Origin of the sequence: Lutibacter sp. HS1-25 (assembly GCF_004121075.1) — a bacterium.
Classification (GTDB): domain Bacteria; phylum Bacteroidota; class Bacteroidia; order Flavobacteriales; family Flavobacteriaceae; genus Lutibacter.
This window is the reverse complement of the sequence record NZ_RHLN01000002.1, coordinates 114,955-137,276: the sequence shown is the minus strand read 5'-3', so window position 1 is coordinate 137,276 and position 22,322 is coordinate 114,955. Positions and strand designations below refer to the sequence as shown.

Here is a 22,322-nt window from a genome sequence, read left to right as displayed (position 1 = left end):
AAGATAATTTTAACTATTTATATTATGGAAATAGCAATTATAGCACACGATGGAAAAAAAACTGAGATGGTTCAGTTTTTAATGGATTTTAGAGCTGTTATTATGGCAAAAGATATCAAACTAATAGCAACAGGAACAACAGGTAAGCATATTGAAAAAGCGGGCTTAACAGTTGAAAAATATTTATCAGGTCCTTATGGTGGCGATGCACAAATTGCGGGTCGTGTGGCTGAGGGTAAAACTGATATGGTATTGTTTTTTAGAGATCCGCTTGGAATGCATCCTCACGAGCCAGATATTGCAATGTTAATGCGTTTGTGTGATGTGCACGATGTGCCTTTAGCTACCAATCCTGCAACTGCAGCATTGTTAATGAAAGCAATATAGTAGTTATTTTATTGCAATCATAGAGATTTCAACATTTACAAATTTTGGCAAATTAGCAACTTCAACTGTTTCACGTGCTGGAGCAGTTGTTGTATTGAAATAAGTGCCGTAAACGTTATTTATTTTAGTAAATTCGTTCATATTAGAAATAAATATTGAAGTTTTTACTACATTTTCAAAAGTCATTCCTGCTTCAGTTAAAACAGCCTTTAAATTTTCCATAACCTGTTTGGTTTCTATTTCAATAGAACTAGTTACCAATTCTCCTGTTATTGGGTCAATAGCAATTTGACCTGAAGTATATAGGGTGTTTCCTGCTAAAACAGCTTGGTTGTATGGTCCAATTGGCGCAGGTGCATTTTTGGTATTTATAATTTTTTTCATAAGATATGGGAATTAAAAAATTCTAGGCTGACGTTGATCGTATTTTAAATCGCTTAGCATAGACGATTTGATACCAATAAAAAAGTAATAGGTTTGTCTTTCACCAAAAGGTACCCAGTTAAACGACATTCTCCAGCTATCCAAATCTCTACCAAATCGTAATTGAGTATAGGTAAAACCATTTCCCTTTATGTCGTAACCAGAGGATATACCAACATTCCATTTTGGTGTCAACTCAATATCTCCTGAAAACATTAATGAGTTTGATGATATTTCATTTTGCCTATTGCTATTTAAATAGTTAATAGCATAGGCCAATTTTAAGGTCCAAGGAAATTTTGCACTGTATAATTTTTCAGTTTGATCTTCTCTGTTAGGTTCACTTAAATCATTACTCACAGGAAAATCTTCTCCAAAAATACCATCAGAATTATTGTCTATTTTGTTTTGCTCTTGTTTGTTAGGTTTTTGAGTGTCTTTTTTACTTGAAAATGAATAGTTTGCTGTAAAACTAGCATTTGTAAGTCTTAATAAACTTCCGCCTTGGCTAATATTTGATTCGTTAATTCTTTGGCCTTCAAGGTTTAATGCGTACGGATCCATAGATGCAGAAAGGTTTACCTGCATTTTTTTATCAAACAAAAATGTACCAGCATTCATTGATATTGGGCTCCATCTTAAGGAGTCTAAAGCAATATTATAAGAAGTGCTAAAATTTAAGTTGTTAAGTATGGTAATAATTCTGTCTTTTGAAGGATCATCAGATTCTAATGAATCTTTTGACTTTGCCTTTGCTTCAAGGGTATTGTTAAGACTCATACTTAGTCCATTAGAAACACCTCTTCCCGGAGAACCATAAATTCCGTTGGCAAAAGGAGAGTATTCAATAAGGTCTGTAGGGTCTGCACTTTGTTGAACTTCTTCATAATAATTAGACATATCTGGACGGTAATTATAAGATATTGAAGGAGTCATTACGTGTCTAATTGCTTTTATTTTTCCTTTTTTAAAGTTAAGCATACCATAAACTTTGGTTCCTAATGAAGCTCCAGTTGAAAATTCTCTAAAAGCATTAAATCCATTTATGGTATCAACTACAATTTTATCTTCGTCTTCATCATATGTTTTTTGAAGTTTGTCAAAATACCAAACTTCTTTATAATTTAAACTTGGTGATACTGTAAAATATTTCAATAATTTTAAATTGGTACTTAATGAAGCATTTTGTTGCATACCAGTTTTCATATCTTCAAACATTTTTTGTTTGAAAAAAAACTCATCGGTAGTTGAAACTCTAACATCCGACTTTAAAGCGTAAGTCAATCCCGTTCTTTGTAATGCATTTTTTTTAGAACCCGATTTTGAGGCAAATGGGTAAATTCTATCCATATTTAATAAAAAAGATGGCAAAGACATATTAATTACTTCGGTATTGGTATTTTGAGAATGCGTAATTGATGCTGAAAAGTTAAAAGGTGTACCTACTAATTTTTTATAATAGTTAACCGAAGAACTTAATGTATTATTTAAATAAGAATTGTTGTCAAATTCATTCAAAGATTGTCGGTAATATTTGCTACTTCCTAAATTTACAGATGCAGAAAATCGTGCATTTGGACTTGATTTAGAATCCTGGCTATGGCTCCATCTAATGTTGTAATTGTTAGTTTTAGAGTAATCGTCAAAACCTCGTTGACCATTAATTAAACTTTCAAATCTAAAATTAAAGTTTCCGCTAAATTTATAACGAAGCGCATAATTAGATTCTGTTCTTACACCCCAACTACCATTTGTATATATGTCTGCCAAAACAGCGAGATCAACATAATCACTCAATGCAAAATAATAACCACCATTTTGTAAGAAAAATCCTTGTTGATTGTTTTGACCCCAGGTAGGCATTAAAAAACCAGAAGTACTTCCTTTTGTTAAAGGTATATATGCAAAAGGTAAAAATAAAGGTGTTGGAACCTCCTGAATCACCAAATTGCTAAATCCAATCACAATTTTTTTGTCGGGTACAATTTTCGCCTTTTTAGTTTTAATGTAATAATCAGGCTTGTCTTTTTCTGAAGTGGTAAAAATAATATCACGAACATAAACCGTAGAATCGTTCTCTTTTTTGGTAACAGAACCTTTAATTTTAATACCTTCTTGTTCTGTTACTAAACCCCATATTTTTGCTTTTTCTGTTTTAAAATTAAACCTAATAGAGTCTTGGGTTGTAGAATCTGGGCCTTCTGTAAAAACAGGTAATTGCGTATAATCACCAATACTGTCTTTAATTCCTTTGGCTATAACAACATTGGTGTTATTATCAATCTCAATGTAACCAGCTTTTAAATCGGTTTGTTTATAATGCACATGTGCATTGTGGTATAAAATAATTTTATTGTTTTTAATATCTTGTTTTATCAAACTATCAGCTGTATGTTCAATAATAGCTTCAAGTATTTCTTTTGGTTTGGCAATACTGTCTTTTGATTTTAGTGTTAAAGAATCTGAAACAACCGGTAAAATACTATCTTTTACAATAGGTTTAAGGCTATCATTTTTGATAGAAGGTATTATTTTTGATGAACTTTGATTGATTTCTTGTGAATACAAGGAAGTATTGACACCCCAAAAAGTAAGTATCAGAAATAAAAAAAAGGCCCTGTTTTTAGTATGTGTTTTAATAATGATATTTTTATAAAAATAGCTTTAAAATTGGCTTGATATGGTAAGTTTTTTTTAATTTAGCTCACTAAATCAACAACAATATTGAAGCATAAATAATGTATGGCTCAATAATTGTGTAACCAATTTACAGTTGCCAAAATTAATTAAAATAATTGATGAACTCACTACACTTTTCTAAAATTAAAATAACATTAAAATATCAATTTATTTTGGTGTTTATAAGTATCTTATTTTGCAATCAATTACACCTAATCGCACAAAATAAAGATTTTATTGTTGTGTTAGATGCTGGTCATGGTGGAAAAGATCCCGGGAAAGTTGGAACATCCAACATGAAAGAAAAAGATATTGCCCTAAAAATTGTATTGCAAGTTGGCGAATTGTTAGAGAAAACACCAGGTATAAAGGTGATTTATACTAGGAAAACGGATGTGTTTGTAGAGTTAAAAGAGCGTGGAAGTATTGCTAATAAAGCCGATGCCGATTTATTTGTGTCTGTTCACTGTAATGCACATAATACACAAGCTCATGGTACAGAAACTTGGGTGTTAGGTACCCATGCAAACAAACAAAATTTTGAAGTTGCAAAAGCTGAAAACGCTGTAATTTTATTAGAAGATAACTATAAAATGAATTATAAAGGGTTTGATCCTCATTCTCCAGAATCTGTTATTGGACTTACTTTAATGCAAGAGGAGTATTTAGATCAAAGCATTCAGTTGGCAAGTATTTTACAAACTCAAATTACTTCACAAATAAATCGTGAAAACAGAGGTGTTAAGCAAGCAGGTTTTGTAGTATTGCATCAAACATATATGCCAAGTGTACTTATTGAAACTGGCTTTATAACCAATTCTTCGGAAGGAGAACTTTTAAACTCTTCATCTGGTCAAAAAAAATACGCTGGTGCTATTTATGATGGAATTATAAATTATCACAAACAATTAGAACTTAATACAGTAGGTTTAAACACAAATACTGCCCAAAAATCTCAAAATCAATCGTCTGATAAAACCATTGAGAAAATTGCTGAAGTTTCTTCAAATGAAATCTATGAAAATATTGAATTTAAAGTGCAAATTGCTGCAGGAAATACGAAGGTAGATACCAAACCATACAATTTTAAAGGTTTAGAGAATGTTGAACGCGTTAAAGTTAACGGTACTTACAAATATTATATTGGTAAAACTTCTAATTATAATGAAGTGGAAGAAATTCAGAAATTAGCAAAATCTAAAGGGTATAAATCGGCATTTATAGTTGCCTTTGAAAATGGAAATAAAGTGCCAATAGAACAGGTTTTGAAAAAATCCTAAGCCGTTTATTTACTACTCCCAAAAATAATTAGTAATATTGCTAACCTAAAATTTGCAATTTGAGAGTCACAAGAGAATTAAAAACTGGAATTGTTGCCGTAACTATAATCTCACTATTTATTTGGGGTTATAATTTTATGAAAGGATTAAACTTATTTAAAGGTCCTTTAAAAACATATTACACAGTATATAATAATGTACAAGGTTTAAATACTGCTAGCACAGTTACAATCAACGGCGTTGAAGTTGGAAAAGTAATTGCTATAGACTTTGATAAAAATCCAGATAAAAGAGGACAGTTAATTGTAGAATTTAGTGTTGAAAACGATTTTGAGTTTTCTAAAAAAAGTATTGCTAAAGTATACAGCGCTAGTTTAATGGGCGGAAAATCTTTAGCAATTATCCCTTCTTATGAAGGTGAAATGGCAAAGCCTGGGGATGTTTTAAATGGTGAAATTGAATCAGATATTTTTTCTTCAGTAGCTGATAAATTGAATCCTTTACAGGCAAAAGTTGAAAATGTAATTGTAAGCGCCGACTCATTAATGACAGGTTTAAACAGTGTTTTAGACGAAAAAAGACGTGAAAGTTTAAAGCAAAGTATCACCAGTTTAAATGCAACCATTGCTAATTTTGAAAGGTTGTCTGGTTCTTTGGATACTATTTTAAGAGTGAACGGAAAAAAATTAAATTCAACGCTTAGTAATACTGAGGCAATGACAGCTAATTTTGCAAAACTTTCAGATACTTTGGTTAATGCAAATTTAGGCGAAACTGTAAAAAGTTTAGATGCAACCATCAATAGTCTTCAAACAATTTTAGCAAATATCGAAGCAGGTGATGGTACTATAGGTAAATTATTAAACGATGAGGAAATGTATAATAACCTTACAAATGCTTCAAAAGAATTAGAAGAATTGCTTCGTGAAGTAAAATTACATCCTAAACGATTTGTTCATCTTTCAGTATTTGGAAAAAAAGATAAGGGCTATGTTCCTGAAGAAGAACAAATAAAAGAACTTCCTGTTGCTGAATAAAACCGTAATAATTTCATCCAAAAATCTTGATTGATTAAAGCTTATGAATTATCTTGACAACTTAATATTTGCGATACTACTAACACTTGGTGTTGGGTTTTTTGTTAAAAACATAAAAAAAATCAGCAGAAATATTAGGCTTGGAAAAGATATAAATAGAACCGACAATAAAAATGCGCGTTTAAAAAATATGATGATGATTGCCTTAGGGCAGTCTAAAATGGTAAAACGACCAATTGCAGGTATTCTTCACATTGTAGTATATATTGGTTTTATTATTATCAATATTGAAGTTATTGAAATTATTATTGATGGTCTTTTTGGAACACACCGTGTTTTAAGAGTATTGGGCGGTTTTTACGGATTTTTAATAGGTGCTTTTGAGATATTGGCATTCTTAGTACTTGTTTCTGTTTCAATTTTTTGGATAAGAAGAATGGTATTAAAAATACCTCGCTTTTGGAATAAAGAAATGAAAGGTTTTCCAAAAAATGATGCTTTGTACATTTTGTATTTTGAAATGATATTGATGTCGTTATTTTTAGTAATGAATGCAACTGATGTACCTTTTCAACAAATAAATTCAGGAAATCCTATCAGTCAATTCTTAGTGCCATTTTTTGAAAATTTTAATGTTATTACACTTTTTTATATTGAAAGAGCCGCTTGGTGGTTACATATTATTGGTATTTTAATTTTTTTAAATTATTTATACTATTCCAAACACCTACATATTTTATTAGCGTTTCCAAATACTTATTTTGCCAACCTTCATCCAAAAGGGCAATTAGATAATTTAGAAGCTGTTACCAACGAAGTAAAATTAATGATGGATCCTACAGTTGATCCATTTGCAGCTCCGCCAGAAGGTGAAGAAAATACAATACCTGCAAAATTTGGAGCTAGTGATGTAACCGATTTAAATTGGGTGCAGTTGTTAAATGCATATACTTGTACAGAATGTGGTCGTTGTACTTCTGCTTGTCCAGCAAATCAAACAGGTAAAGAATTGTCTCCTAGAGCAATTATGATGAAAACGCGTGACAGATTAGAAGAGGTTGGTGCAAACATAGATAAAAATGGTAAATTTATTGCAGACGGAAAAGAGCTGTTGAATGATTATATCACTCCACAGGAATTGTGGGCGTGTACAACATGCAATGCTTGTGTAGAAGAATGTCCAGTAAGTATTGATCCGCTATCTATTATTATTGATATGAGAAGATATTTGGTTATGGAACAATCTGCCGCTCCAACCGAATTAAATGGAATGATGACAAATATTGAAAACAATGGAGCTCCTTGGCAATACAATCAAATGGATAGACTCAATTGGAAAAATGATTAAAACAATTGTATATTGTTGAAGTACAATTTTTGAGCATAAATAATCATTTGATAAATGCAAAAGAGACTTTAGATAAATTAACTAATCTGATTGCAAAAAGTAACCATTGAAGTTTTTTTACGAAGGTTAAAACAAATAACAATTTAAATTCAATTTATAATGAATGTACCTACAATGTCCGAAATGATGGCGCAAGGTAAACAACCCGAAGTGTTGTTTTGGGTTGGTTGCGCAGGTAGTTTTGACGATAGAGCCAAAAAAATCACCAAAGCTTTTGTTAAAATTTTAAACAAAGCCCAAGTTAGTTTTGCCGTTTTAGGTACAGAGGAAAGCTGCACAGGTGATCCTGCAAAAAGAGCTGGGAACGAATTTTTATTTCAAATGCAAGCAATGACTAATATTGAAGTCTTAAATGCCTATGAAATTAAAAAAATTGTAACAGCTTGTCCACATTGTTTCAATACACTTAAAAATGAATATCCTAAATTAGGCGGTAATTACGAGGTTTTACACCATACTGAATTGATAAAATCTTTGATAGATGAAGGTAAATTAACTATTGAAGGCGGAAAGTATAAAGGGGAGAAAATCACATTTCACGATCCTTGTTATTTAGGAAGAGCTAATGATGTTTACGAAGCACCACGTGAATTAATTAAAAAGTTAGAGGTTGAATTGGTTGAAATGAAACGCTGTAAATCAAACGGATTATGCTGCGGTGCTGGTGGAGCTCAAATGTTTAAAGAACCTGAAAAAGGTACAATGGATATCAATGTAATGCGTACAAATGATGCCATTAAAGTGCAACCTACAATTATTGCAACTGGCTGTCCATTTTGTAATACCATGATGACAGATGGTGTGAAAGCAACCAACAAAGAAGATTCAATTAAAGTATTAGATATTGCAGAATTGATTGCTAATACAGATGATTTATAAAATCAAACTATGAAAAAAAATTACATTATTTATTTACTAATTTTAGTATCGTTTCAACTTTTTTCACAAGAATCTATTATTGATAAAATTGCAATTCAAACTTGCGAATATTTAGCAAGTGATGAGGTTAAATCAATTTCAGAAGAAGGAAAAAGAAATCAAAAATTAGGTGTTTTTATTATGAATTTATACAATAAACATACTGACGAATTATTAAAAGAAGGTTTTGAAATTGATTTTTCGAAAGGAAGTAAAAGTGGTAGAGAATTTGGTGTTAAAGTAGGAACGCATATGGCTAAATTTTGTCCCGAAACTTTAATGGCATTGGCTTCAAATACTAAAAAAGAAAAAACGATTTCTGATTCTTATGAAATTTCAGGGCGTTTAATTAAAACAGAAGGAGAAGAATTTAGTACGGTGATTTTAAAAGATGAAGATGGTAAAATACAGAAATTTTTATGGCTTCAAAATTTTAAAGGTTCCGACAAGTTAATTCAATCAGCAGATTTTTTGAAAGAAAAACCGCAAGTTAAAATTGTTTACAAAAATTTAGAGTGTTTTTCTCCGCAATTACAAGAGTACATTGTTAGAAAAGAAATTATTGAAATGATTTTTAATAATTAAATCAACAGTGTTTTTTTTTGAACTACTAGTTAAATATGATTAAGCATTATATCAAAGCGGCTCGTTTACGCACATTACCACTTTCAGTTTCAGGAATATTAGTTGGCAGTTTTATAGCGGCTTCTCAAAATATTTTTAATTGGAAAATTTGTGTTTTGGCTTTGCTAACTACCATTGGATTTCAAATAATTTCAAACTTTGCAAACGACTATGGTGATGGTGTAAAAGGCACAGATAACAGCAATAGAGTAGGTCCAGAAAGAGCCATTCAAAGTGGTGCAATTTCTCCAAAACAAATGTTACAGGCTATAAAAATCTCAATATTTATTACCTTATTAATTGCTATTTTATTAATATATGTTTCGTTTGGTAAAGAAGATTTTACAAATTTACTTGTGTTTTTTATATTGGGTATTTTAAGCATTGTGGCAGCTATAAAATATACAATGGGTAAAAAAGCCTATGGTTATAGTGGTTTTGGCGATGTTTTTGTGTTTCTTTTCTTCGGAATTTTAAGTGTTTGTGGTAGTTATTATTTATACGCAAAACAATTGGATATAACCGTTTTTTTACCAGCATTTTCTATTGGTTTTTTAAGTGTTGGGGTTTTAAATTTAAATAATTTGCGAGATAGAGCTTCAGATTTACAATCTGGAAAAAATACGTTGGTGGTTAAAATAGGTGTGGAATTTGGAAAATATTACCATTATTATTTATTGTTGTCTTCCTTCTTATTTGCTTTTTTATATACAATCATTCATTATAAATCTCCTTTTCAATTTATATTTGTGTTGGCTTATGTTTCAGTCATTCAGCATTTTATAGTTGTTTATAATAATAAAGATTCAAAATTATTAGATCCTGAATTAAAAAAATTAGCATTAAGTACCTTTTTATTTGCTATACTATTTGGGATTGGATTACTTTTGCCTAATTAATTTTAATTTTAATTGATTAATTAAAAAATAAAAGATATATTTATCTTTTATTGTTTGTGTTTTTATGAAAAATCAGTTTTTCGGCATATTTTTTTACTTACTTTATTTATTGGCTATGGTGCGTCCTGTTTTGCCAGTGTTATCGTATTATGCCAATTACGATTATATAGCAAATGTACTTTGTGAAAATAGAGATAAACCTTATTTAGCTTGTAACGGTAAATGTTATTTGGAAAAGCAACTAGCAAAAACAAATCATACAGATCACGAGCATAAATCAAATGTGCCTCAAATAAATTTGAATGATTACCCTGTGAGTCCTTTAGGGCAATTTTCGTATTGCACAAAAGAATTTAAAGAAATTGTTTCTCACAATTACTTCGAAATAAAATACAGTCTACAAGATTTTAATACTTCATTATTAAAACCGCCACAACTTACGGTTTAGTTTTTACACTATCAATATGCTAAATCTAACTATCACAATGTTAGATTGTTATTTGTTGATAGCCTTGTTTTTTATCCACTAAATGTGTACGCTAGTCATTTTAATTTCAACTGCTTTTTTAAAATTCAGTAGGTTAATTGTTGACTTAAAATTAATGTGGAAAAAAGATTCGTTTTTTAAAATTAACTAAACTTTTAATAAGTATTTAAAATGAAAAAAATAGTATTGCTAAATATTTTAGCATTTATGATTGTGGGTTTTACTTATGCACAGTCTACAAAAATATCGGGTAAATTAATAGACAATAAATTAAACACTCCTATTGAATTTGCAACAATTAAAGATCTAAAATCACATAAATACACAGTTTCAAACGCAAATGGTGAATTTACCATTGAAGCAAATGAAGGAGCTGAAGTTGAAATTACGCATATGAGCTATAAAACTTTGGTATTAAAGTTGTCTAATATGCAAAGTATTGGTTTAGAAGCAGCTCAAATTCAGTTAAATGAAATTATAGTTTCTTCAAATCCATTGGAAGATATTTCACATTCCGAAATAATTAATGATCAGATAAATAGAATAACTCAACCACGAAATGTAAGTGATTTATTTAAAGATATAAAAGGTTTTGGAATTTCAAAAAGAGGTGCATATGCTTCTGAACCTGTTTTTAGATCGTTTAAATATGAACAGTTAAATGTACAATATGATGGTGGAATGAAGATTTTAAATGCTTGTCCTAATAGAATGGATCCAATTACCACGCATATGATTCCTGAAGAAGTTGAAAAAATTGAGATTGTTAAAGGACCTTTTACGGTTAGGTTTGGTGAAAATTTTGGTGGAATTGTAAATATTGTGACCAAGTCTAAAGCCGATTTTAATGAAGGTTTTTATGGAAGTCTAAAATCTGGTTACGAGTCTAATGGAAATAATTTTGTAAACGGAATTTCATTCACATTTATTGATAAAAAAGTAGATATCAATGTAAATAGTTCTTTTAGAAATTATGGCGATTATAAAGATGGAAATGGAACTGTCGTTCCTTCTTCATTCAATTCAGCTGATTATTCTGTAAATGTAGGGATAAATCCAACCGAAAATCAACGTATAAAATTAACTTGGAGACAATCGTTTGCATATGATATTTTACATGCTGGTTTGCCAATGGATTCACCTTACGACAATAGTCTTTTAGGTGGAATTGATTATAAAATTGAAAATATTGCAACCAAAGTCGAAAGCTTCATGGTAAAAGCGTTTTACGCTTATGTTGATCATTTAATGACCAATGAAGGTCGTCCTAATTTTAAAATGGTTGAAGCCAGTTCTCCAGTGCAATCATGGACTTATGGGGGTAAAACAGAATTGGTACTTAGACCATCACAAAATATAAGAATTTATACAGGTGTTGATGCTAATTTTATTGATAGAAAAGGAGATAGAACTCGTGTTGTAAAAATGATGAATGGCATGGTTTTTCCTACTCCTAAAACTTTTGTAGATAAGATTTGGCAAGATGCCAATTTAAATGATATTGGTGTTTTTGGTGAAGGAAAATTTAAAGTGGCTAGTAATTTAACCTTAACTGCTGGTGTTAGAGCAGATTTTATTACATCAGGAATTGATGATCCTGCGGCTGATTTTGAAGCCTTATATGGTGGTGAAATAGAAGATCAAAATGAGGTAAACATCAGTGCAAACACATCGTTAAAATATCAAAAAAACGGATTGCAAGCACAGTTAGCATTGGGTAGAGGAACAAGAACTGCTTCAATGATAGAACGTTATATCAATCATTTCAATGTAAATGTTGACGCCTATGAATATGTTGGTAATCCTTTTTTAAAGCCAGAAGTTAACAACCAAATTGAACTTTCAGTTGCCAAAAATATGGGTGTGTTTGAACTTGGCGCTTCTGTTTTCTATTCTTATATGCAAAATTACATTGCAGCAGTTGTTAATCCAGATATACCTAGAAAATTTATGCCAACAACGCCTCCTGTTTTTGCTAAACAATATGTAAATGTTGACAAGGCAATGCAAACAGGTTTCGAATTTACGTTTAACATAAAGGCTACTGAAAATTTAAAATTTACATCAGATTATGCTTATACCTGGGCTCAAAATTATGATTTTGACGAACCATTAGCTCAAATACCTCCATTTATGGCTGTTTTAGGTTTAGAGTTCAATCAAAATAAGTATTTTTTGGCTTTAAAATCTAGAATTGTAGCGGCACAAACAAGGGTGTCACAATCATTTATGGAAGTTGAAAGTCCTTCTTTTGCAACCTTAGATTTTAAAGTGGGTTACGAACCTGTTTATGGTTTGTCTATTGGTGCATCGGTTTTAAATATTTTAGATACAGCATATTATGAGCATTTAAATTTTGCTTATAACAATTCAAATTCGCTTTCTGGATCTATTTATGAACCAGGTCGTAATTTTGCAGTTTTTGTTCAGTACAATTTTTAAAAGTTTAAAATGAATTTATTTTTCTTGTTGAAATTCAGTTGAATACAGTTGTTTTTTCAATAGAATGAATGTTGGAAATTTTAATTTTAGCAGGTAAAATAAATTCATTAAATTGCAGTATAATCTACACTTAATCACTATGAAATTAACTTATTTAGGTCATTCAACCTTAAGTATCGAAACCAAAGACAAAACTTTACTAATTGATCCATTTATTTCGGGCAACGAATTGGCTTCTGAAATTGATATAGATGCTATTCAAGCCGATTATATTTTGGTAACTCATGCGCATCAAGATCATATTTTAGACGTTGAAGCAATTGCAAAGCGTACAGGCGCCAAAGTAATTTCTAATTATGAAATTGTAACTTATTTTGAAGCTAAGGGAATTGAAGGTCACCCAATGAATCATGGTGGAAAATGGGTTTTTGATTTCGGAACAGTTCATTATACAAATGCGGTACACTCTAGCTCTTTTCCAGACGGAACTTATGGTGGTCAGCCAGGTGGTTTTGTAATTGAAACCAGTCATCATAGGTTGTATATTGCAGGTGATACGGCTTTAACGTATGATATGAAGTTGATTCCAGATGTAATTGGAGATCTTGATTTGGTAGTTTTACCAATTGGTGATAATTTTACAATGGGTGTTGATGAAGCCATAAAAGCAAGTAAATTTTTAAGTTGTAACAAAGTATTGGGGTATCATTTTGATACTTTTGGATATATAAAAATCAATCATAAAGAAGCTTTTGAAAAGTTTGCAAAGGCTAAAAAAGAACTTTTTTTATTACCAATTGGTGGGCATTTAAAAATCTAATTGCGCCCAAAATGGCTATTATTAACTAAATAAGATGAAATTATGGACACGTTGCTTTACATCATTCTAATAGTTATATTTTTGATAATTATTTTAGCCAATATTGCTCCAGGAAAGTACGATGTTTCCCGAAGTATTTTAATCAAAAAACCGCTTCCTGAAGTGTTTTCATATTTAAAATTGTTAAAAAATCAGGACAATTGGTCGCCTTGGGCAGAAAAAGATCCAAATATGAAAAAAACATTTTCTGGTGTAGACGGAGAAATCGGTTTTGTTTCATCCTGGGTTGGAAATAAAGAAGTAGGAGAAGGAGCGCAAGAAATTACAGATATTATAAATAATGAAGCAATTTTTTCTCAACTTCGATTTTTAAAGCCATTTAAATCTAAATCAGATGCTTATTTAAAAGTTGAAAATGTAGACGGAGGCACAAAAGTAACCTGGGGTTTTTCGGGTATAAATAAATTTCCGGTTAGTATTTTAATGTTGTTTATGAATATGGATAAAACCATTGGAAAAGATTTTGAGTATGGATTAAATAAACTTCAAAAAATATTAGAGGATTAAATAAAATTCAATAGAAATTAAAATATACAGAAATTACTAAAGTTGTGCAATGCCATTAAAATTGTACCTTTCGTCTTTTTTATATAATGATAGCAACTTTTCAAAAATACATTTTAAATTTTAAGCAGGCGAGTGGCACTTCTCGTGGAATTTTAAAAACCAAAGAAACTTATTTTTTATTATTAAATAATAATTCTAAAATTGGCATTGGAGAATGTGCAATTTTTAGAGGTTTAAGTATTGATGATAGACCAGATTATGAAAATAAATTAACCTGGTTGTGTCATAATATTAACCAAAGTGTTTCATTTTTATTAGATGAATTGATTGAATTTCCTTCTATTCAATTTGGCTTAGAACAAGCATTATTGTCTTTAAAAAGTGAAGATGAATTTACTTTATTTCCTTCAAAATTTACAAATTCAACAGATGCAATAAATATAAATGGATTAATTTGGATGGGGAGTGAAGCTTTTATGAAGCAGCAAATTGAAGAAAAAATAGCAGCTGGGTTTTCAACCATAAAAATGAAAATTGGCGCTATAGATTTTGAAACTGAATTGAAATTGTTAAAAAGTATACGTCAAAATTTTTCTTCTGAAGAAATTGAATTACGAGTTGATGCCAATGGCGCTTTTAAGCCTTCTGAAGCATTGGAAAAATTAAAACAATTGTCTGCTTTTGAAATTCATTCTATTGAACAACCTATAAAACAAGGTCAGATTGAAGAAATGGCAGATTTATGTTTAAAAACGCCTTTGCCAATTGCTTTAGATGAAGAATTGATAGGTGTTTTTGATATACGTGCAGGAAAGCAAGAGTTACTGCAAATAATCAATCCGCAGTACATTATCTTAAAACCAAGTTTGGTTGGTGGTATTGGTGGAAGCAACGAGTGGATTCAGTTGGCCGAAAAACAAAAAATAGGTTGGTGGATTACTTCGGCATTGGAAAGTAATATTGGGTTAAATGCCATTGCACAGTACACCTACACTTTAAACAATAAGATGCCTCAAGGTTTGGGAACAGGAAGTTTATTTACCAATAATTTTGAAAGTCCGTTAGAAGTAAAAAACGGACATTTGCATTATAACAAAAATATAAAGTGGAAATTTAATTTATAAAATAAGTGATTTTAAATAAGCATATGAAATTTATACAACAAGCATATAAAGGCGAAAACAGCTGGTGGGCTTATGCACTAACAATTTTTTTACTTTTTTTTGGATGGCAATTGGTTGGCATAATTCCTTTAGTGGCAACTGCTTTTTTTTATTCAGAAGATATGGGTGAATTTTCAAGGGCTGCACTTGACAATTTTACAACTTTGGGTATCGACTCAAATTTGTATTTAATTTTAATGATTTTTACATTTTTTAGCGGACTGGTTTTTTTGCTTTTAGGTGTAAAATTTATTCATAAACGTAAAATATTAACTGTTCTTACTAGTAGAGAAAAATTTGATTGGAGTCGGGTTTTCTTTGCTTTTATGGTTTGGATGCTTATAGGAATTGTTTCGTTTGGAATTAGTTATGTTTTTTCTCCCGAAGATTTTGTATGGAATTTTAAATTGGTGCCATTTGCTATTTTAGTAGTTATTTCTTTTTTGTTGCTGCCATTGCAAACCACTATGGAAGAGGTGCTTTTTAGAGGTTATTTAATGCAAGGTTTTGGAACCTGGTTTAAAAAGGGGATAGTAGCTTTAATTTTAACAGGTGTTATTTTTGGATTGCTACACGGTGCCAATCCTGAAGTTGAAAAATTAGGGTGGATTGTTATGATTTTTTATATTGGAACAGGTCTCTTGCTAGGTGTTTTTGCAATTATGGATGAAGGAATTGAATTGTCTATGGGTTTTCATGCAGCAAATAATATTGTAGCAGCAGTTTTAGCAACTGTAGAGTGGGGCGCTTTTCAAACAGATGCACTTTTTATAGATATTTCTGAACCTGAACTAAATGTTGAATTATTTTTACCAGTACTTGTTTTGTACCCAATTGTTTTGTTCCTATTCTCTAAAAAATACGGTTGGAATAATTGGAAAGAAAAAATGTTTGGAACCATATATAAACCAATTGAATTAGACGAAGATAAATTTATAGCCTAAGGTTTTTAGTCGAAAGTCTCAAGTCGACAGTTAATAGCCAATAGCTAAAAGTCAACAACCAACAATGAAACCATTTCATAAAGATTTTAAATTACAGGGGAAATCGTTTAAAACGGTAACAGAAATTATAGATTTTTCTCAAGAAATTTCTATGGATGTCTATTTGTTTTTTAAAGATTGGTTTAATGAAAAGGACTTTGTTAAAGTTAAAACTTCAGGTTCTACAGGAATACCAAAAGTGATTCAGCTTCAAAAAACACACATGATAAATAGCGCATTGGCTACAGGAAACTTTTTTAATTTACCTGAAAAAACTACTGCCTTATTGTGTATGTCTCCAAGTTTTATTGCTGGTAAAATGATGTTGGTTAGAGCTCTAATTTTAGGTTGGCATTTAGATGTGGTGGAAGCAGTTTCCAATCCTTTAAAAGATAGTGAAAAACAATACGATTTTACTGCAATGGTGCCTATTCAATTAAAAAATTCTTTGACAGCTATTTATAAAATAAAGCAATTAATTGTTGGAGGAGGTGTTGTTTCAAAAGAATTGTTGAACGAAATACAATCTGTAAAAACAGCCATTTATGCAACGTATGGTATGACCGAAACCATAACCCATATTGCAGTAAAAAAATTGAATAAATTTGGTGATGGTATTGATAATTCAAATGTTATTTCGAGCGCAGTCGAGAATTCATATTACCAGATCTTACCAAATATTACCATAGCTACAGATCAAAGAGGTTGTTTGGTAATTAATGCGCCAAAAGTTTCAAGCGAAGAAATAATTACAAATGATTTGGTTGAAATTATTTCAGACAATGAATTTAACTGGTTGGGTAGAATTGATGGTGTTGTAAATTCGGGTGGAATTAAGTTAATTCCGGAACAAATTGAAGAAAAACTTTCGAAAATTATTTCACAACGTTTTTTTGTGGCAGGAATTCCAGACGCAGTTTTAGGTGAAAAATTGGTATTGATAATTGAGGATGGAAGTACAAACGTTTCAAAATATCATAATCATTTAAGTGCTAAAATTTTAAAACAAATTCAGCAACTTCAAAAGCTCGAAAAATACGAAAAACCAAAAGCAGTTTATGTGATTCCAAATTTTGTGGAAACTTCAACAAAAAAAATCAACAGAAAAGAATCGTTAAAATTGATTAAAAATATCGACTAAATATTTTTATCAAGACCAATATTTTAATAGAAAAAGAACCAACATAAAACCAAAGAGGCGTTTTTGTAATCTCTTTAAGTTCGTAATATGCCAATTTAATTGGGTCAGGCATTTCGGCTAAATTGTAGGTTTGATTGCAATGTTCACAATCTGATTTACCGAATTTTTTTCCTGCAAAAAAAGGAATCGATAATAGGTGTTTGTATGTACCTATTATCGAAACCTTTGTTGAGTTAAGTGTATTGCATTTTGGGCAAACAACCTCTGGTGCAATTTTGCACGATAATTCTGAATTTTTTTTGCCCGCTAAAATCATAATTTACATTTCCATTGAGTGATATACGTTTTGTACATCATCATCTTCTTCTAAACGTTCCAATAATTTTTCAACATCTGCTTGTTGTTCTTCAGTTAATTTTACAGTTGTTGTTGGTATACGTTCAAATCCAGAAGAAAGAATTTCTAAATTATTTTCTTCTAAATATTTTTGAATGGCACCAAATTTTTCGAAAGGTGCGTAGATTAAAATCCCATCTTCATCTTCAAAAACTTCTTCAACTTCAAAATCTATCAATTCCAATTCAAACTCTTCTAAGTCCATTTTTAAGTCTTCAGCTTTAATTCTAAAATTACAAGCATGGTCAAACATAAAAACAACGGAACCAGAAGTACCCATATTACCGTTACATTTGTTAAAAGCAGCTCTTACATTGGCAACAGTTCTATTGTTATTGTCTGTAGCAGTTTCAATTACCAAGGCAACACCATGAGGTGCATAACCTTCAAATAAAATTTCTTTATAATCTGCAGTGTCTTTTTCTGTTGCTTTTTTTATGGCACGCTCAACATTGTCTTTTGGCATATTGGCTGCTTTCGCATTTTGAATAACAGCTCTTAAACGAGAGTTGGCTTCAGGATTTGGACCACCCTCTTTTACCGCCATTACGATGTCTTTACCAATACGTGTAAATGCTTTGGCCATTGCCGACCAACGTTTCATTTTTCTTCCTTTTCGGAACTCAAACGCTCTTCCCATAAATTGTTTTATTTTTGTGTTGCAAATGTAAAAATAACAATGTGTTTTTACAATAATTTATACTTGAATTATACCTAAATTAAATTGTTTCTCAATAGGTGCGTGGTTTGCCGCTTCAATTCCCATGCTAATCCATTTTCGGGTATTTAACGGATTGATAACAGCGTCTGTCCACAATCTTGCGGCTGCATAATATGGCGAAGTTTGAGCATCGTATTTGGCTTCAATAGATGCCAAAATTTCTTGTTCTAATTCGGGTGTAATTTTTTGACCTTGTTTTTTTAATGATGCTGTTTCAATTTGTAATAATACTTTGGCCGCTTGCGAACCACCCATAACAGCCAAACGTGCCGATGGCCAAGCAACTATTAATCGCGGATCGTATGCTTTTCCGCACATAGCGTAATTTCCTGCTCCATAAGAATTTCCAATAATAACCGTAAATTTTGGAACTACAGAATTGCTCACTGCATTTACCATTTTAGCACCATCTTTTATAATACCACCGTGTTCACTTTTACTACCCACCATAAATCCGGTTACATCTTGTAAAAACACCAACGGAATTTTCTTTTGATTGCAGTTTGCTATAAAACGAGTAGCTTTATCTGCGCTATCAGAATAAATAACACCACCAAATTGCATTTCTTTTTGTGCATTTTTTACCACTTTTCTTTGATTTGCAACAATACCAACTGCCCAACCATCAATACGTGCATAGGCACAAATAATGGTTTTTCCATAATCCTTTTTGTATTCTTCAAATTCAGAATTATCTACAATGCGTTCAATAATACTTCGCATTTCATATTGATCGGTACGGGTTTTTGGTAAAATTCCAAAAATATCATCAGGATTTTGTAGTGGTTTTTTGGCTTCAATTCTATTAAAACCAGCTTTGTCATAGTCACCTATTTTACCAACAATATTGCGTATTTTATCTAACGCATCTTTATCATCTAAAGCTTTATAATCTGTAACACCACTAATTTCGCAATGTGTAGTTGCACCGCCTAAAGTCTCATTGTCAATATTTTCGCCAATAGCCGCTTTAACCAAATAACTTCCTGCTAAAAAAATACTACCGGTTTTATCAACAATCATTGCTTCATCGCTCATAATTGGTAAATAAGCACCACCCGCAACACAACTTCCCATAATGGCCGAAATTTGTGTAATACCCATACTGCTCATAATGGCATTGTTTCTAAAAATACGACCAAAATGTTCTTTGTCTGGAAAAATTTCGTCTTGCATTGGCAAATAAACGCCAGCACTATCTACCAAATATATGATAGGAATCTTATTTTCAATTGAAATTTCCTGAGCGCGTAAATTCTTTTTTGCGGTAATAGGAAACCAGGCACCAGCTTTTACAGTTGCATCATTTGCAACTACAATACACTGTTTTCCTTCAATATATCCAATTTTAACAACAACACCTGCCGAAGGGCAACCGCCGTGTTCTGGGTACATTTCGTCTCCAGCCAAAGCACCAATTTCAATAGTATCACTATTATTGTCAAATAAATAATCAATACGTTCTCTAGCAGTTAGTTTGCCTTTTGATTTGTGGTTTTCAATTTTGGCATCGCCACCGCCTTTGTAAACTTTCAATAATTTTTTTTTGAGTGCTGAAAGTTGAAGTTTGTTAAAATCTTCGTTTTTATTGAAGTTAATATCCATTTTGTTCAAAATTTTCTAAAGGCTAAAGTACAAAATGAATGTTAAATAATGTTAATAATATACCCTGAAAATAAATACCTAGGTAAATAAAATATATTTTACTATATTTGTTACATAAAAATTTATACTTATGAAAAATATTGTAACAATTGGAGGGAGTAATAGTAAAAATTCTATCAATAAAATATTGGCTGAATATGTTGGAGGTTTGGTACAAAATGTAAATCTTGTTAAAGTTGATTTAAACAATTATGAAATGCCATTATTTTCTGTTGATGTTGAAGCTGAAAAGGGTTTTTCAGAAGGGGTTTTGGCATTGAATGAAGTGATTGATAAGGCAGATGGTTTTGTAATTTCTTTGGCAGAACACAATGGCGCTTATTCGGTAGCTTTTAAAAATGCTTTCGATTGGTTGTCTAGAATTAATGGCGAAGTGTGGCGAAAAAAACCAATGTTGTTAATGGCAACTTCACCAGGTCCACGAGGAGGAAAATCGGTTTTGGAGATTGCTTTGGGAAGGTTTCCTTTTAATGGTGGAAATATTGTTGGGAATCTTTCTTTTCCTTCATTTTTTGAAAATTTTAAAAATGAAGAGATTTCAAATAAAGAACTTGCTTCTGAAGTTAAAAAAATGATTTCAGATTTAGAAAAAGCATTGTAGCAATGGGTGATTTTTCAAAAGAAATAAATTCAACTTTTCCAAATGAGCGCGTAAAGGCTTTGCTAAATATAAAATATACAGCTAATTATTTGGATACTTTGGGAAATACTTTTTTAAAACCTTTTAATATTTCTGAACAGCAATACAATATTTTAAGAATTTTAAGAGGTGCAAAAGAGCATATTACCGTAAATACGGTTAAGGATAGAATGGTGCAAAAATCACCAAATGCGACTCGTTTAATGGATAAATTATGCGACAAAGGTTTGATTGATCGTTTTAGGTGCGAAAATGACAGACGTGTGGTGTATGTAAAAATTAATGAGCAAGGTTTGGCTTTGTTAAATGAAATTAAGATGGATGAATTTAACAGTTGTTTGGAAAAAATTTCGGAAAATGAAGCTAAAAAGTTAAATGAAATTTTAGATAAATTAAGGTAAAAATGAAAACAAAAATATATAAATCACAAGATAGGGGAACTGCAAATTACGGATGGTTAAAAGCCAATTATTCGTTTAGTTTTGCAAATTATTTCAATCCGGAAGCCATTAATTTTGGTGCTTTACGTGTTTTAAATGATGATATTATTGATGGCGGAATGGGTTTTGGAACCCATCCACACAACAATATGGAAATTATTACCATTCCGTTAAAAGGAAGCTTAAAGCACAAAGATTCTATGACCAATAAATGGATTCCTATTCACGCTGGTGAGGTGCAAGTGATGTCGGCTGGGAGTGGTGTGCAGCATTCAGAAATGAACAATCATCCAACAGAAGAAATTAACCTGTTTCAAATTTGGATTTTACCAAATAAAGAAAATGTAACGCCACGTTACGAGCAAAAAAAGTTTGAAGCTTCTGAAAGAAAAAACAACTTACAAATATTGGTTTCATCAATAGACAACCCAATTGAAGGTAGTTTAAAAATTCATCAAAATGCACAAATTTCAAGAATTATTTTGGCTGAAAATGAGACATTTAAGTGTCAACTATCGTCTGAATTTAACGGTGTTTATACAATGTTAATTGATGGAGAAATTGATGTTAATAATGAAATTTTGAAAAAAAGAGATGCCATTGGCATTGAGCAAACCGCCTCTTTTGAAATAAAGGCCTTACAAACCGCTGAAATTTTATTTATTGAAGTGCCAATGAAATTTTAAAAAAAACAGATGATTTTAAAAAGAGTTTATTTTAAAAACATCTGTTTTTTTATAGTGTAAAATTGGATTGTTAAACTAATTTTTTTTGATCTTTTTGTTTCATAATATTTTCAACAATCTTAAAAATTTGTTTTTTAAGACGCCTGTATTTTTTTATATAATTATCCATCTCAAATTCTAATTTTTTATTGTTTTCTAAGTAGTTTTTATTACTAGACACACTATCATTATTTATCAAATTTAATAAGATAGCTTCTTGTTCACGGATAATGACTTTAAGTGTTTTACCAATTGTTTTTTGTTCTTTTAATTTGTCTACAAATTCATCTATTTTTTTGTACAAACCAGCAGCCAAACAATCAATATATTTAGCACTTAATAAATGTTCTAAAAAACGTATTTCATCATTAATAAAATTTATTTCCGAAATCCATTCTATAGAATCGTTGTGTAGCTCTTGCACACTTTTTTCTCTATTTTGCCAATCTTTAATAATCTTGTTTTTCATTTTTAAGA

At 30.8% G+C, this 22,322-nt stretch carries 23 protein-coding genes; 17 read left to right on the top strand and 6 right to left on the bottom strand.

Features of this window, described 5'->3' with window-relative positions; translation table 11 throughout:
* The first annotated feature begins 24 nt into the window (after positions 1 to 24).
* Complete coding sequence (locus EC396_RS02070; protein WP_129365043.1) at positions 25 to 387, top strand: methylglyoxal synthase; 363 nt, start codon at positions 25 to 27, stop codon at positions 385 to 387.
* 3 nt (positions 388 to 390) lie between these two features.
* Here EC396_RS02070 and EC396_RS02065 read toward each other — a convergent pair whose 3' ends face one another.
* Both EC396_RS02065 and EC396_RS02060 read right to left on the bottom strand, forming a co-directional pair.
* A complete protein-coding gene (locus EC396_RS02065) occupies positions 391 to 771 on the bottom strand; it encodes a RidA family protein (protein WP_129365042.1) in 381 nt (126 codons plus the stop codon).
* 12 nt (positions 772 to 783) lie between these two features.
* Entirely contained in the window at positions 784 to 3,378 is a 2,595-nt protein-coding gene (locus EC396_RS02060; protein WP_240665617.1) for a putative LPS assembly protein LptD, read from the bottom strand.
* A gap of 230 nt (positions 3,379 to 3,608) precedes the next feature.
* Between EC396_RS02060 and EC396_RS02055 the strand changes: the two genes are divergently transcribed.
* The 13 genes from EC396_RS02055 to EC396_RS01995 all read left to right on the top strand — a co-directional run bounded on the left by EC396_RS02055 (position 3,609) and on the right by EC396_RS01995 (position 17,258).
* Positions 3,609 to 4,769 carry an N-acetylmuramoyl-L-alanine amidase gene (locus EC396_RS02055; protein WP_129365041.1) on the top strand — a complete coding sequence of 387 codons (1,161 nt, stop codon included), beginning with the start codon at positions 3,609 to 3,611 and terminating at the stop codon, positions 4,767 to 4,769.
* 59 nt (positions 4,770 to 4,828) lie between these two features.
* The gene (locus EC396_RS02050) at positions 4,829 to 5,806 is read left to right on the top strand and encodes an MlaD family protein (RefSeq protein ID WP_240665616.1); all 978 of its coding nucleotides are present in this window, start codon (positions 4,829 to 4,831) and stop codon (positions 5,804 to 5,806) included.
* 43 nt (positions 5,807 to 5,849) lie between these two features.
* Positions 5,850 to 7,154: a (Fe-S)-binding protein gene (locus EC396_RS02045; protein WP_129365040.1), complete on the top strand. Its 1,305-nt coding sequence runs from the start codon at positions 5,850 to 5,852 to the stop codon at positions 7,152 to 7,154.
* A gap of 159 nt (positions 7,155 to 7,313) precedes the next feature.
* On the top strand, positions 7,314 to 8,093 hold the full coding sequence (locus tag EC396_RS02040) for a (Fe-S)-binding protein (protein WP_129365039.1): 780 nt from the start codon (positions 7,314 to 7,316) through the stop codon (positions 8,091 to 8,093).
* Between the two features lie 9 nt (positions 8,094 to 8,102).
* On the top strand, positions 8,103 to 8,717 hold the full coding sequence (locus EC396_RS02035; RefSeq protein ID WP_129365038.1) for a hypothetical protein: 615 nt from the start codon (positions 8,103 to 8,105) through the stop codon (positions 8,715 to 8,717).
* Between the two features lie 38 nt (positions 8,718 to 8,755).
* Positions 8,756 to 9,655, top strand: coding sequence for a 1,4-dihydroxy-2-naphthoate polyprenyltransferase (locus EC396_RS02030; protein WP_129365081.1), 900 nt, complete (start codon positions 8,756 to 8,758; stop codon positions 9,653 to 9,655).
* A 115-nt stretch (positions 9,656 to 9,770) separates the two neighbouring features.
* Positions 9,771 to 10,103, top strand: a complete 333-nt coding sequence (locus EC396_RS02025) for a hypothetical protein (RefSeq protein WP_164975182.1) — start codon at positions 9,771 to 9,773, stop codon at positions 10,101 to 10,103.
* A gap of 210 nt (positions 10,104 to 10,313) precedes the next feature.
* Positions 10,314 to 12,584 (top strand): TonB-dependent receptor domain-containing protein, encoded by a 2,271-nt coding sequence (locus tag EC396_RS02020; RefSeq protein ID WP_129365036.1) that lies wholly within the window; start codon positions 10,314 to 10,316, stop codon positions 12,582 to 12,584.
* Between the two features lie 139 nt (positions 12,585 to 12,723).
* Positions 12,724 to 13,404 carry a metal-dependent hydrolase gene (locus EC396_RS02015; protein WP_129365035.1) on the top strand — a complete coding sequence of 227 codons (681 nt, stop codon included), beginning with the start codon at positions 12,724 to 12,726 and terminating at the stop codon, positions 13,402 to 13,404.
* A 42-nt stretch (positions 13,405 to 13,446) separates the two neighbouring features.
* Positions 13,447 to 13,971 (top strand): SRPBCC family protein, encoded by a 525-nt coding sequence (locus EC396_RS02010; RefSeq protein ID WP_129365034.1) that lies wholly within the window; start codon positions 13,447 to 13,449, stop codon positions 13,969 to 13,971.
* 86 nt (positions 13,972 to 14,057) lie between these two features.
* Positions 14,058 to 15,095 carry an o-succinylbenzoate synthase gene (locus EC396_RS02005; protein ID WP_205757895.1) on the top strand — a complete coding sequence of 346 codons (1,038 nt, stop codon included), beginning with the start codon at positions 14,058 to 14,060 and terminating at the stop codon, positions 15,093 to 15,095.
* 23 nt (positions 15,096 to 15,118) lie between these two features.
* Positions 15,119 to 16,078 (top strand): CPBP family intramembrane glutamic endopeptidase, encoded by a 960-nt coding sequence (locus EC396_RS02000; protein ID WP_129365032.1) that lies wholly within the window; start codon positions 15,119 to 15,121, stop codon positions 16,076 to 16,078.
* Positions 16,079 to 16,142: 64 nt separating this feature from the next.
* Entirely contained in the window at positions 16,143 to 17,258 is a 1,116-nt protein-coding gene (locus tag EC396_RS01995) for an AMP-binding protein (protein ID WP_129365031.1), read from the top strand.
* On the opposite strand, the gene EC396_RS01990 is transcribed toward EC396_RS01995, so the two are convergent.
* Genes EC396_RS01990 through EC396_RS01980 form a run of 3 tightly spaced genes read right to left on the bottom strand, consistent with a single transcriptional unit; the run spans position 17,242 to position 19,980 of the window.
* Positions 17,242 to 17,574: a hypothetical protein gene (locus tag EC396_RS01990; RefSeq protein ID WP_129365030.1), complete on the bottom strand. Its 333-nt coding sequence runs from the start codon at positions 17,572 to 17,574 to the stop codon at positions 17,242 to 17,244. The two genes, EC396_RS01995 and EC396_RS01990, sit on opposite strands and share 17 nt — an antisense overlap.
* Before the next feature lie 3 nt (positions 17,575 to 17,577).
* Positions 17,578 to 18,294, bottom strand: coding sequence for a YebC/PmpR family DNA-binding transcriptional regulator (locus EC396_RS01985; RefSeq protein WP_129365029.1), 717 nt, complete (start codon positions 18,292 to 18,294; stop codon positions 17,578 to 17,580).
* 57 nt (positions 18,295 to 18,351) lie between these two features.
* Positions 18,352 to 19,980 (bottom strand): acyl-CoA carboxylase subunit beta, encoded by a 1,629-nt coding sequence (locus tag EC396_RS01980; RefSeq protein ID WP_129365028.1) that lies wholly within the window; start codon positions 19,978 to 19,980, stop codon positions 18,352 to 18,354.
* Between the two features lie 130 nt (positions 19,981 to 20,110).
* On the opposite strand from EC396_RS01980, the gene EC396_RS01975 reads away from it, so the two are divergent.
* From EC396_RS01975 to EC396_RS01965, 3 genes are read left to right on the top strand one after another with little or no spacing between them, the layout of a single operon-like run.
* Positions 20,111 to 20,641, top strand: a complete 531-nt coding sequence (locus EC396_RS01975; protein ID WP_129365027.1) for an NADPH-dependent FMN reductase — start codon at positions 20,111 to 20,113, stop codon at positions 20,639 to 20,641.
* 2 nt (positions 20,642 to 20,643) lie between these two features.
* Positions 20,644 to 21,081 (top strand): MarR family winged helix-turn-helix transcriptional regulator, encoded by a 438-nt coding sequence (locus EC396_RS01970; RefSeq protein WP_129365026.1) that lies wholly within the window; start codon positions 20,644 to 20,646, stop codon positions 21,079 to 21,081.
* A gap of 2 nt (positions 21,082 to 21,083) precedes the next feature.
* On the top strand, positions 21,084 to 21,806 hold the full coding sequence (locus EC396_RS01965; protein WP_129365025.1) for a pirin family protein: 723 nt from the start codon (positions 21,084 to 21,086) through the stop codon (positions 21,804 to 21,806).
* Positions 21,807 to 21,876: 70 nt separating this feature from the next.
* On the opposite strand, the gene EC396_RS01960 is transcribed toward EC396_RS01965, so the two are convergent.
* On the bottom strand, positions 21,877 to 22,314 hold the full coding sequence (locus EC396_RS01960) for a hypothetical protein (RefSeq protein WP_129365024.1): 438 nt from the start codon (positions 22,312 to 22,314) through the stop codon (positions 21,877 to 21,879).
* Positions 22,315 to 22,322: the final 8 nt, after the last annotated feature.